The sequence below is a fragment of the Novosphingobium sp. PhB165 genome (assembly GCF_004341845.1).
GTDB lineage: Bacteria > Pseudomonadota > Alphaproteobacteria > Sphingomonadales > Sphingomonadaceae > Novosphingobium.
Map to the genome: position 1 here is coordinate 1 of NZ_SLVB01000003.1, position 12673 is coordinate 12673.

The following is a 12673-nucleotide window of genomic DNA, read 5'->3' on the forward strand; positions in this document are numbered from 1 at the left end:
CAACCCGCTACGACAAACTGGCCGAGAACTTCCTTGCCATGGTTCAACTCGCTTCAATACGGCTGTGGCTTCGCGTTTATGAGTCTACAGCCTAGCCAAAGCCTTCTTTTTCCAAGCGGCTGCAGCCGGCGTGGGGCATCGCGGGCAATCTCGCCGGGCTCGAAATTATGGCTGGGTTTGGCCGTGAAGAGACCGACCGGTTTCGAGCGACGACCGGAGGATTGCCGCCGTTCTGGAATCGCCCGGATTCAGTCATTCGGCATCCACTTTGGCGATCCCGAGAGCGGTCGGTCCGCGTTGCTATGCCAGGTAGACAAAATTGCCTGAACGATGGGCGGCTATCGGGGAGTTCCGGAGCGCGCTCAATGGCAGAAATGTTGGGGACGGCGGACGTTCAGCTACCGTTGCGGTTTAAGCACATCACGCCAACCCGATGGCTTACGGAAGGTAGGATCAAAGTTAGGATTCGCTGAGAACTCGCCTGTCAGGATACCATGCTCGTTTACCTTCCAAGCACCTTGGATTGCTTGCGGCGGGACAGCCTCGGTGTCGTCATATCCTCCTGCAATCGCGTAAACCCAGCCATTCGGATTGGCCCTTGCTTCGGCTTTGGCCTGCTCGGTGATGATCGGAATTTGATGAGAGCCGTCGGTCATTACCACAGAATATCGAATGCAATTTGGCAGCACAAGTAATCGTCAGGCTTGACGGCCGGTCCGGTCAAGCAGGTTTCGGATAAAAACCCAGCAACTCTGCCATTCTGGTTTGTTGGGGGGGAGCGGACATTACCATCAGGCAATCACAGCCAGTACCGAGAGCACAGCGTATGCGACGATTATGGTAGCAATAAACCAAAACATGATCGGGCTCTTGTCACGGCGATATGAGCCCCACATCAGTGAAATTTGACCAGACCAGAACGACCAAGCAAGCATCGACACGAAAAACGTGGCACTCAGGGCGGGGAAGACGCGATAGCTCATTTCGTCGCCTTCCCACGATCTTTCAATGCCCGCAATGTTGGCGACTCCGGAAGGGCAGGTATCAGGTTAAAATCCTGAAAAACCGCCCTTCGGTTGAAAGGCCGACCGCTCCTGACAGCCGAATCAGGCGCCCTCAAAGTAGGAAAGTTGGCGCTAGCTACCCTCGCATTCCATGTCAGATTTTGTCCATGCAACTAGACAGTTAAGGGACAGATGATGCTTTCCTGCTTCAAACGCTCCCGCCCAGGGCTTCGAGAATGTATACTCCGCAAAGGACCGTGACGAAGGCAAAGAGAAATGTTCGAAAGTAATCTTGTGCCTGTCCGAATTGGAAGAACGTCGGGTTTTTGGCTCGCTCACCCCAACCGGGAATATGCCAAAACAGAAACCGTAGGCGCCCCGTCCGAGAGGCCTCGCGATTCGCACGAAACGATAGGGCGGTTATGGTCGCACTTATGAGCATCAATGTGACTACTGACCAATCGAGCATGCCTTGCTTATAGCCGGGGGAATATAGGCCGCAATGCCTGCGGGTCTGGAATGCCGGGTTTCCGGTTAAAACACTGAAAGCCTGCCATTCCGCTTTGTTGGGGGAAGCGGACATCCTTCCTAGTCAATGGATGTCGCGGAATGCGCGATGCATTATATGCATGACGGCATACATGCCGAATCCCATGGCTGACATAAGTCCGATCTGATTCAAACTTTGATTACTTGTGTCGACCCCGGCCCATCTCATCATGAAGCCAATTCCCAAAAGGGAGCGGAGAATCTGCGATCGATCAAGAAGAATACCAGTACTCATCAGCGCAAAGAACGATCCAAAAAAGAGGGTGAACCATCTAGCTTGGCGTCCGCTATTTTGGATCTGTCGTTTTCCCTGCGCATTGTCGTACCAAACCTCAGTTTTCAGAGATAGCATCGTTCAGACTGCACAACCCATTGGCGGAATCCGCCTGCCTCTTGCCTCTCATACAAACCTAGTGAACGCCCGCAACGTCGGGCGTGTCCGGAGCTGCAGGTTTCCGGTTGATACTCTGCAAATCCGCCATTCCGCTTTGTCGGGCAAAACCGAAAATAGAGGCTCAAATAGGATAGATGGATATGGTGCACCGTCAGCCATCGCGTCTTCGCTTCTTGGTGGCTGCTGTATTTTCAGATTTCAAATATTCCTTAGTAAATGTGAGCCTGCCGTTCTTGTCGATTGTAAGGTCACCTTTAATGGCCCTACTTATGTATCGCCATGCTCTGGAGATGGTGAATAGAGTCCAGATGATAAATATAATCCACGACAAATTAATCGCGAGATTATCCTCGATCAGTATAGCCGTTAAAAGGAGTAACGTTGTTGGTAGGGCCAAGGCGCGATAATTACCTTCCTCCCAACAACGATCCACCCAATCTCGCACAGCCGCGTAGATACTCACCGCTCAGGCTTCCAGTAAATCAGTCCAGTGCCTGAAATGCCAGCCTTGCGGAATTTCCGCAATGTCGGTGAAGCGGGCGCTTAATTTGCCTCGGGCTTATGTCCGCTTTGTCGGCGTGTCCCGAACGGCAGGTTTCCGGCTAAAACTCTGGAAATCCTCCATTCCGCTTTGTCGGGGGAAGAGGTCACGGCAAGCTGTAGCAGAGGCGAAAGGGGGTCATGATATCGCGCAGTCCGCAAGTGGACACCGGCGAAATGTGCCTTACAATCCCTCATCATGCCGAACCGTGAAGCCCTTATACAGTACTACCGCAAGCGCCGGGAGGGGCTGGATGCAGGCGACGGGAATCGTTGGTATTGTTTGATAAAAGAAATCCGCGCGGAGCGTGGCTGTAGCTTGGAGCAAGCCCATTCACTCGCCCTGTCTGATCCGATCTGGCGGCGCTGGCTTGAACAGCGGATCAACAATCACCCTCAATGCCGTAAGTCGGCCTTGCGACATATCCGGATGCATGGCGAGGCAGCGCTTATTCATCAAATCGGTGACAAGCTGACAGTCCGCTGAGTCGGCGGGGCCGGAAGGCCAGCTTCACGATTAAAATCTTGAAAAGCTGCCATTCCGCTTTGTTGGAGGTCAGCGAACGTCGCAGAGGACCGCTGGGATCTCCTGAATGGAAACCAAACGCTCGACGGTGACCTGTGACCCCGACGCCGAAAGATGGCCATAACCAATCCCGAGCACGGGGGCTAATCCGAGGAATTCTCCAATTCTCTTACGGCCCAAAAATTTAATCTTGTAAGCGGTGACAGGCCAAGTTCCCTCTGGACTGACGAGTTTCCCGCTGCGCGTTTTGCTGGCATTGTTCAGGTCTCGCCAAAGCTTTGATGTCGGCGCGGGATAGAATGCAAGCCAAGGGGCTTGGTGGAAATGGGGCGCGCAAGCTTCGCTGATAGTTTCACCTTCGAAGAACTTCGAATCTTCGAACAGATTGATCCACGTCCCTTCCATAATTCGGGGTCGTTGAATCCACGCAATTGCGCCAGCCCATACAAATGACGCAACCGCCGTGCCCACCAGCATGCGGATAAAAGTCGATCTAATCACAACGCATAGTAGCGAGGTGGGGAACGTCCGCAATGTCGGCGTGTCCGGAATGGCACCTTCCAGATTAAAATATCGAAATCCTGCCATTCGCTCGCGGGTGAACTGGACTGACGGGAGCCGCCCGATTGCGGCCTTTCCACGACACATTTGATGATGCCGCAAGCCGACCGGCAGCTTTTCCATGGGGACCGGTCAGTAGCCTACGGAGAGTACAAAGGGCCACGCCCGGCTCAGCGGCTTGAATTGCGGTCCAACTCTCAGCAGCGTGTGCCCGGATGGCTTTACGGCAGCAGATTTTCACGGCGTAATCGGGGTTAACCCCAATTATGCCCGAGACGGTCCGGCAGTATCCTGAGCGTGCTTTCCAGGGTGCTACCTCATGCTGCTGATTGCTCGGACGTACCGCCGAATTGCAGCACTCTCGTTGGCGGGAGCGGCCGCCCTGTTGGCGTCAGCAACCCAGCCACAGCCGACGCGCGACGATCTGGCCCGGAACAACAAGCTGTTCCTCGCGGGCGCGATAAAGACACTGAAATGGGAACAGCCCGCCGAACCCGCGCACATTGTCGGACCGATCTACTTTGTCGGCACGCAGGGTCTCGGTTCCTACCTGTTTCACACTTCCGACGGGCTCATTCTTCTGGGCACGGGAATGCCTTCGTCCGGGCCGATGATTGCCCAATCGATCCGCAAACTCGGCTTCAGGCCCGAGGACATCAAGATCCTGCTGACGTGGCATGCCCATGCCGATCACGCCGGCGCGCTCGCCTATTTCAAGACGCTTTCAGGCGCGCGGATCGCCATGATGGAGGGCGATGTCGCCTCGATGGAGGACGGAGGCAAGAGCGATTTCCACTATGGCTGGGACTGGCAGACCATGGGCTGGCCTGCGGCCAAGGTCGATCAAGTGCTGCACGACGGAGACACGGTTACGCTGGGCAATGTCACCCTGACCGCACTCAACACGCCGGGCCATACGCGCGGCGACACGACCTGGGTCACCACCGTCACCGATCACGGCAAGAGCTACAAGGTTGTCTGGCCGGACGGGACCAGCGTCAATCCGGGATATCGGGTCACCACCAATCCATCCTATCCCGGCATTGGCGACGACTATCGCCGGACGCTTGCACGGTTGGAAGCGCTGCGGCCGGACATCTGGCTGGTATCGCACACCGACCGCTTCAACCTGGATGCCAAGCGCGCTCGTGCTGTGAAACTTGGCGCCGCAGCCTATGTGGATCCGGAAGGTTACCGCCAATACATTGCCAGCCAGCGTGCCGCCTTCGATCAGGAAGTTGCACGCGAAAAGGCCGCTCCTCCCGACGACGACGGCGTGCGCCGAGGTCCTGCTTCATGACCGCGCGCCGCAGCCTGATTGCCTCCGTCAACGCAAGGAGCAGCGTGTGCAAGAGGTAAACCTCGACAACTTCATCCGCGCGGAGACCGACACCTATTTTGCGGCCTTTGCCAAGGAAGGCGCCTTTGGAAAACTGTCCCACAGCCGGGAGCTGGCGGACATCAACCATCAGACGGTAGTGCGCACGAACCGCGACACAATCTATTCGCGAGGCGTATACGATCTGGACGCAGGACCGATCACGATCACGCTTCCCGACGCGAACGGGCGTTTCATGTCGGTGCTACTGATCGATGAAGATCACTATGCGCCTGCGACATTTTATGACTCCGGCACGTACACCGTTGCCCGGGATCAAGTCGGTGCGCGCTATCTGGCTGTGCTTGTGCGGATTTTCGTGGACCCTAAGGATCCCACAGACCTTGCCAGGGTTCATGCGCTTCAGGATGCCATCGAGGTAACACAGGCACGGCCCGGCCAGTTCGAAATACCCTCCTGGAACCAGGAATCGCTGACGGCAACGCGCGCCCAAGTACGCAAAATGACCGGGTTCGACACCCGCAAGGCGTTCGGCGCGCGCGGCCATGTCGACCCGACCTCACACTTGATCGGCACGGCGCGTGGCTGGGGCGGCAATCCGGAGCGCGATGCCGTCTACATTTCCGGTCAGCCCACCGCGAATGACGGCACGACGGTGCATCGCCTCGTGGTCAAAGACGTCCCGGTCAACGGATTCTGGTCGATCAGCGTGTATAACAAGGATGGCTATTTCACCCCAAATCCGCAGCAAGCCTATTCGCTGAACAACGTGACGGCAACGAAGGACGAAGATGGGACTTACGCAATTCAGTTCGGCGGTTGGGGTGGCGACGTGGCCAACTGCTTACCCATAACGCCGGGCTGGAACTATACCGTCCGCCTGTACCGGCCGCGCGAAGCCATATTGAATGGGAGTTGGGTGTTTCCTGCCGCACAACCGATTTGATGTGGGGATCCTCAAATCGTGGGCGGCGCGGTGAATTGAAGCCGATTTGAAGGGAGTTTTGCCGCCTTCCGGCTCATAGTTGCAAGCGGCAAGGGATCGAACCTGCACGCGTTTACGGGAACGCTGTTGCGATACGTCTACCCATTCCCTCACGCTGGCAGGACGTTCTAACTTGGCTAGGACAAGGCGGCAATGTCGGCTTCAGCTGGCCGGCTATCCAAACCGGTCAGGCCGCAAACGGCCAGCTTCGGACAATCCGACTTCATCGGAGCCGGCGCGTACAGTGACTCAAACTGGGGTAATTCGGCTGCGCGGAGCACAGCTATCAAGCGTCTCTGAAAAAACTAAAATCCCAATTCCGTAAATGTATCACGATTTGTATCACGATTTTTCGCTTGATCTGAGAATACGAAATTGAGACCATCGTAACGGTCTCAATTTCCGGGACTTTCGGCGGGCTGAATAAGCGGCAGTTTTTGCGCTATTCGGATTTTGGTACCGGCATTCGCAGGTTCGAATCCTGCCGCCCCAGCCAGTATCCGCGCATTTCGCGGACGTTGCCACTAGGCCAAGAAATCCCGTCTCACAGTCTTCCGCCCGCATCACGGTAGGGAACTCTGCGCTTCGCGATCGCTCTGCTGATCGAAATGGAGCATGATCCGCTCCCGTAACAACGGATCATGCTCCAGATGTCAGTCGGTCAGTCTACCGCCATGGCGGCGGCAGCCAGCTTCTCCAGATCGAGGTACTGATCCTTTTCGACAGAGACCCCGACACCCAAAATCGTGCCGTTCTTGAATTCGCCGGGCGAGAGGTATTCCTCGCTGACGGCGTCGCCGCTGTCCCGGCCCACGCAAAGACCATCGCCCGAAAGCGTGAATTTGCCGAGCTGCGTCTTCATGTCACCGGAGTCCACGGCCTCGTCATTGACGTAGAGCGTCGTCTTTCCGAGCGATTCGCCATATTCGCCGGACTTTTCACGGATGAACTCCATGCCCAGCGAATACTTGCCGGGCGCCAGCTTGTCCGAGGCGAACTTCTGCTCCGGCTTGATGCCCAGGAAGTTGTAGACGTAGTGCAGCTTGCCGTCCTTGATGAACAGCGAGTGCCCGCCGAAGCGTGAGCCATGGGCGAAGATCACGCCTTCGGTGGCGTCGGTGATTTCGACATCGGCGATAATCTTGTAGGAACGCCCGCGCACGTTGACGGCAACGCCTTCCGGAACCGGCGCCGTGCCGGGGTAATATATGTAGCGATCACGGGGTGCCTCGGTAGTCGGTCGCTCCAGACCCAGCAGTTCGGCGGCGCTGCGGTCGTCGAGCGGCAGGACGTTGTTGGCGTCCGCCTCTTCGAACCAGGCCTTGATCAGCGCCTCGAGTTTTTCGGGATGCTCCTTGGCGAGATCGATCGATTCCGAGCGGTCCTCGTCGACATGGTAGAGCTCCCAATCGTCCTGATCGAAGTGGCCCTTGCCGGTGAGCGGCGCGTGGATGGCGGCGGCCTTCCAGCCGTCTTCCCAGATGCCGCGGGTGCCGAGCATGGCGTAGTACTGGCGCTTCTTCTGCGTCTTCCCATCCGCCTCGAAGCTGTACTTCATCGACACGCCGGACAGCGGATGCTGCTTCACGCCGCGATAGGTGTCCGGCATTTCAAGGCCGATGCATTCGAGCAGGGTGGGCACCAGGTCCACCGCGTGGTGGTACTGGTTGCGCACTTCGCCCTTGGCCTTGATGCCCTTGGGCCAGTGAATGACCATCGGGCAGGCGGTGCCGCCGGCATATTCCGAATAGCGCTTGAACATCTTGTAGGGCGCCGAAAACGCCGCCGCCCAGCCGGTAGGATAGTGGTTATAGGTTTCCGGCCCGCCCAGCACTTCAAGATACTTCAGGTTTTCCTCGATCGAGTCGGGGTAGTTGTTGAAGAACTTGTTTTCATTGACGGAGCCGTTGGGGCCGCCTTCGCCGGACGCGCCATTGTCCGAGCAATAGAGGATGATGGTATTGTCCAGCTGCCCGCTCTGTTCCAGATAGTCGATCAGCCTGCCGACCTGCACATCGGTATATTCGGACATGCCGGCGTAGACTTCGGCCATGCGCGAGAAGAGCTTCTTCTCGTCCGCGCTCAGTTCCTCCCACGGGCGCACGTAATCGCCGGGGTTGGCCTGATCTTCGCGAACCGGGTTGAAGTCTTCCAGCTTGGTGCCGGCAGGCAGCAGGCCCTTTTCGATCATCCGGGGCACGACCCACTTGCGATAGGCGTCGTAGCCATCATCGAACTTGCCCTTGTACTTGTCCGCATATTCCTTGGGCGCGTGGTGCGGCGCGTGGTTGGCACCGGGGCAGAGCCAGGTGAACCACGGCTTCGAAGGGTTGCTGGCCTTCTGGTCGCGGATCATCTGCATGGCCTGATCGACGAGGTCCTTCGACAGATGATAGCCGTCCTCAGGCAGGTAGGGCTGATCGATGAACCTGTTGTCTTCGGTCAGATCGGGATACCAGTTGTTGGTTTCGCCGCCGAGGAAGCCGTAATAGCGATCAAATCCCTTTTGCAGCGGCCATTCGGACTTCGGCCCGCCGGAACAGATATCCTGCTCGGGCACGTTGTGGTCCTTGCCCAACCAGAAGGTGCTGTAGCCATTGTCCTGCAGCATCTGGCCGATGGTCATGCAGTTTTCGGGCACGCGGCCGCTCCAGCCCGGGAAGCCGTTTGCGCCTTCGGTAATGCAGGACATGCCGTTGAGGTGATGGTTGCGCCCGGTCAGGAAGCAGGACCGCGTGGGCGAGCACAGCGCGGTGGTGTGCCACTGCGTGTACGTCAGGCCGCTGTCGGCGAGTTTCTGCAAGGTCGGCATATTGATCGCGCCGCCATAGGGTTGCCATGCGGCCTGCCCGGTATCGTCGTAGAGGACGATCAGGACATTGGGAGCGCCTTCGGGCGCTTTGGGTGGCAGGAAGGGAGCCCAATCCGCTTTGGAATCACGAATGTCGAGTTTGATGACTCCGTTAAACGTTGGCTTGGTCACGGCATTCTCCATCGCTGAGGCTCAGCAGGGCCGGGTCGCGAGGGCGCGATTCACGGCGGCAGCCGAGGTCCGCCAACATCGCCTTCCGCCCGCAGGATGGCATTGGGGAGACTCCCGGGTTCTGGCAGGGTTTGTGCCCATGTGGCGGTTGCGGCACGGTGCGGCATCCGAATTCCACAGCATGAGCGGCCTGTGAAAGGCATTGCCTGGGGTGCCGAGTTTACCCGCGAGCACATATGGCAGGACGCAGTTTTCGAGCACCGGCAAGGCGTTGGCACCTTGGGCCCGCGTGACAAGCCCATCGCCAGCCTCTGTCCGTCAACGGCTTCCCCGCACTGACAAGCACGCACCGCCCCGTTGCCGGGGAAGCCACAATGTCAGTTTCGGAATGGAGCAAGCCGGTGCGGGTTACAGGCGGAAGGCCCGATACCGGCTGCGGCTTACTGGGGATCGTCCAGACTGAATTGGTCGTCGTCTTCATGATAGGTGAAGATTTCGGCGTACCGGCCCCAGTTGGTGACCGTCGAAAGCGTTTCCTCGGCGAAATCCTCGCTCATGTGGTCCTCTAGCTCATCGCGGAAGCGCCGGGCGGGCGCGCGGTGGCTCGCACGTTCGTCCAGAACGCGGCGGATGTGCTGGGCCAGCGGGACATGCGCCAGCAAGGCATCGCCGAACATGCCCTTGCGCGCATCCACTTCCGCTTGCGCATAGCGGCGCGCCGCCGGCGTGAGCACGAGTTCCGCCCCGCGCAGTTCGGCAAAGCGCAGCAATTGCAGCGTCTCGGCCATGGGAAACAGCTCGTCCACTTCCAATTGCAGGGAATCGGCCAGTTCCGCCATGCTCGCTCGGCCGTTGAAGGGCGTGCCGTCCACCTCTTCGATCAGGCCCGCCAGCGTGTTCGTGGAGACATGGGGCAGCACCATGGCAATGCCGGTGCCCGGCTGCACGCCGTTGGGCGCGTGCTGCGACGGCACGGGACGCGCCATCATGCGAGCATAGATCTCGTCCACCAGCGCGCGGAATGGCGGATCGAGCCGATCGCGTGGGCGGGGGATATCGACCTTGATCTCGGCCACGACCCGCCCCGGATTGGAGGAGAACACCAGAATGCGGTCGCACATCTGCACCGCTTCCTCGATGTTGTGCGTGACGATCAGGATGGATTTGATCGGCATCCGCCCTTCCGACCACAGATCCAGAAGATCGGTGCGCAGCGTTTCGGCCGTCAGCACGTCGAGCGCGGAAAAGGGTTCGTCCATCAGCAGCAGCGAGGGGTTCACCACCAGCGCGCGGGCCAGGCCGACACGTTGCCGCATGCCGCCCGAAAGCTCCTTGGGATAGGCGCTTTCGAAGCCGTCCAGACCGATAAGATCGATGGCGGCAAGGGCACGGGCGCGGCGTTCGGGCGCCGGCACCTTCTGCGCCTCCAGCCCGAGTTCGACGTTCTGCTGCACTGTCAGCCACGGGAACAGGGCGAACGTCTGGAACACCATCGATACCGACGGATCGGGGCAATCCTCGCTCGCCACGCGTTCCACCGTGCCTTCGCGCGGATGGATCAAACCGGCGATGGAGCGCAGCAAGGTGGACTTGCCCGAGCCCGAGCGGCCCAGCAGCCCGACAACCTCGTTCTGGTTGAGCGTGAGATTCACATCTTCCAGCACCAGATGCCCGCCGGGAGGAGGCCCGTAATAGTGGTTGAGCCCTTTGACCTCGATCAGCGGCAGAACGCTATGGGATGCGGTGGTTGCCATGGCAGTGCTTTCGACAAAAAGATCAGGACAGGCTCAGGCGGCGCTCGCCAAAGGCGTAGAGCGGGCGCCAGACCAGACGGTTGAAGCCGAGGACGAACAGACTCATCACCCCGATCCCGAGCGCGACCTGCGGGTAATTGCCGCTCGTGGTGGCACTGGCGATATAGGCGCCAAGGCCGTGCGCCTCCAGATGGCGATCCCCCCAACTCACCGCTTCTGCCACGATCGAGGCGTTCCACGATCCGCCCGAAGCGGTCAGCGCACCGGTGATGTAATAAGGGAAGATCCCCGGCAGTGCGACCTGCCGCCACCATTGCCAGCCCTTGAGGCCGAACATGCCGGCCACTTCGCGCAAGTCGTTGGGAATGGCGCTGGCGCCGGCGATGACGTTGAACAGGATGTACCACTGGGTGCCCAGAATCATCAGCGGCGAGAGCCAGATGTCCGGCGTGAGGTGCCAGTGGACGATGGCGATCACCGCAAAGGGAAACAGCACATTGGCCGGGAACGCGGCGAGGAACTGGGCGATGGGTTGCACCGCCTCTGCCAGACGCGGACGCAGGCCGATCGCCACGCCCAACGGCACCCAGATCAGGCTCGCCAGCGCGATCAGCACCACCACGCGGATCATGGTCAGCATCGCCAGCCCCAGCGCGGTGCCGATCTCCAGAAGGCCGAGCGAGGCCAGAATGTAATGTCCCGTCCACACGACCGCGGCCAGCACGGCCGCCCAGATGGCGACTTGCCGGATGCGCTCGAACCGTGGGTTGGGAGCATGAGGCTTGCGCGAACGCGCCGGGCGATATCGCGGCTCCAGCGCCAGCAGTAGCGTGCCGACTGCACCGAACGGGCGGAACAGCACCGGCAGCAGCCGGGTGCGGCGCAGCAGGTCGTAGACCCAACTGGCCGGGCGCTCGCCGCCGGCCGTCTGTTCGAAACGGAACCGGTCGGCCCAGGCCACGATGGGGCGGAAGAACAACTGGTCGTAAGCGACGATCACCACCGCCATCATGCCCACCGCCCATCCCACCGCGTGGAAGTTCTCGTGCGCGATCGCCATGGCCAGATAGGAACCGATCCCCGGCAAGGTCACGGTGGTATTGCCCACCGTGATCGCCTCGGAAGCGACGACGAAGAACCAGCCTCCGGACATCGACATCATCGCGTTCCACACCAGCGCGGGCGTCGCATAGGGCAGATCCAGCCGCAGGAAACGGCGCACCGGCGAAAGGGCGAACCCCTGGCACGCTTCCTCCAGATCGCCGGGCAGGCTGCGCAGCGACTGGTAGAAACTGAACGCCATGTTCCAGGCCTGCGAGGTGAAGATCGCGAACACGCTGGCCAGTTCGACGCCCAGCACATTGCCGGGGAACAGGTTCATGAAAAAGGTGACGGTAAAGGTCAGGAAGCCCAGAATCGGCACCGATTGCAGAATGTCGAGCGCGGGCACGATGATCTGCCCGGCGGCGCGACTGCGCGCGGCCAAAGTCGCCACCACCAGGGTAAACAGCGTCGATGCAAACAATGCCGCGAACATGCGCAGCACCGTGCGCAGCGCGTAATAAGGCAATTGCCAGGGATCGAGCGTAACGGGTTCGAGATGCAGCGACGAGAGCGGCTGAACCGCCCCTTCCGCCCCGCGAAACACCAGCAGCGCCAGCGCGGCCAGAATGGCGAACGCCAGCGCGTCCTCGCGGCTGGGGCGTGTCAGGCGCAGCATCCGCGAGAAGGCAGGCAGCGCGCGAATGGGGCCCATGGCTTGGCCGATCCTGCCCGAAAGAGCGTCAGAAGTCGGCATGCAGACGCACTCCTACGACACGGACAAAGCGCTGGCTACGCTCATAGCCGAAGGCCGGTATAGCGCCGCTCTGAAGCGAGGTCGCCAGCGGATAAAACGGTGAAGAGCCCACGATTGCCTCCCTGCCCGTGCGCCTAGCCTGTGAATGTGACAGGCAGGTCACGGACGGCGGGCAGAAACGAGCGGAAAGAAGGCCGGGTGTGGCGACAGGCGTGGGGGACATGAGGGGGTAATCCTTGC

At 59.6% G+C, this 12673-nt stretch carries 9 protein-coding genes and 1 pseudogene; 4 read left to right on the forward strand and 6 right to left on the reverse strand.

The window, feature by feature from the left end:
- A pseudogene (locus tag EDF56_RS08615) lies at positions 1–95 on the forward strand (IS5/IS1182 family transposase); the annotation flags it as partial.
- Between the two features lie 303 nt (positions 96–398).
- On the opposite strand, the gene EDF56_RS08620 reads toward EDF56_RS08615, so the two are convergent.
- Both EDF56_RS08620 and EDF56_RS08625 read right to left on the reverse strand, forming a co-directional pair.
- On the reverse strand, positions 399–656 hold the full coding sequence (locus EDF56_RS08620) for a hypothetical protein (RefSeq protein WP_132386407.1): 258 nt from the start codon (positions 654–656) through the stop codon (positions 399–401).
- Positions 657–791: 135 nt separating this feature from the next.
- Positions 792–983 carry a hypothetical protein gene (locus EDF56_RS08625; RefSeq protein ID WP_132386410.1) on the reverse strand — a complete coding sequence of 64 codons (192 nt, stop codon included), beginning with the start codon at positions 981–983 and terminating at the stop codon, positions 792–794.
- Between the two features lie 1703 nt (positions 984–2686).
- Here EDF56_RS08625 and EDF56_RS08630 point away from each other — a divergent pair.
- Positions 2687–2974, forward strand: a complete 288-nt coding sequence (locus EDF56_RS08630) for a hypothetical protein (protein WP_132386412.1) — start codon at positions 2687–2689, stop codon at positions 2972–2974.
- Positions 2975–3043: 69 nt separating this feature from the next.
- Here the strand turns inward: EDF56_RS08630 and EDF56_RS08635 are convergent, their stop codons facing one another.
- The gene (locus tag EDF56_RS08635; RefSeq protein ID WP_132386414.1) at positions 3044–3697 is read right to left on the reverse strand and encodes a hypothetical protein; all 654 of its coding nucleotides are present in this window, start codon (positions 3695–3697) and stop codon (positions 3044–3046) included.
- 262 nt (positions 3698–3959) lie between these two features.
- Between EDF56_RS08635 and bla the strand changes: the two genes are divergently transcribed.
- Entirely contained in the window at positions 3960–4874 is a 915-nt protein-coding gene (gene bla / locus EDF56_RS08640; RefSeq protein WP_207904670.1) for a subclass B3 metallo-beta-lactamase, read from the forward strand.
- 46 nt (positions 4875–4920) lie between these two features.
- Positions 4921–5859, forward strand: coding sequence for a DUF1254 domain-containing protein (locus EDF56_RS08645; protein WP_165912146.1), 939 nt, complete (start codon positions 4921–4923; stop codon positions 5857–5859).
- A gap of 700 nt (positions 5860–6559) precedes the next feature.
- On the opposite strand, the gene EDF56_RS08650 is transcribed toward EDF56_RS08645, so the two are convergent.
- The 3 genes from EDF56_RS08650 to EDF56_RS08660 form a co-directional block, all read right to left on the reverse strand.
- Entirely contained in the window at positions 6560–8881 is a 2322-nt protein-coding gene (locus EDF56_RS08650) for an arylsulfatase (RefSeq protein WP_243652491.1), read from the reverse strand.
- Between the two features lie 440 nt (positions 8882–9321).
- Positions 9322–10635 carry a nitrate/sulfonate/bicarbonate ABC transporter ATP-binding protein gene (locus tag EDF56_RS08655; RefSeq protein WP_132386422.1) on the reverse strand — a complete coding sequence of 438 codons (1314 nt, stop codon included), beginning with the start codon at positions 10633–10635 and terminating at the stop codon, positions 9322–9324.
- A gap of 22 nt (positions 10636–10657) precedes the next feature.
- Entirely contained in the window at positions 10658–12391 is a 1734-nt protein-coding gene (locus tag EDF56_RS08660) for an ABC transporter permease subunit (RefSeq protein ID WP_132387395.1), read from the reverse strand.
- Positions 12392–12673: the final 282 nt, after the last annotated feature.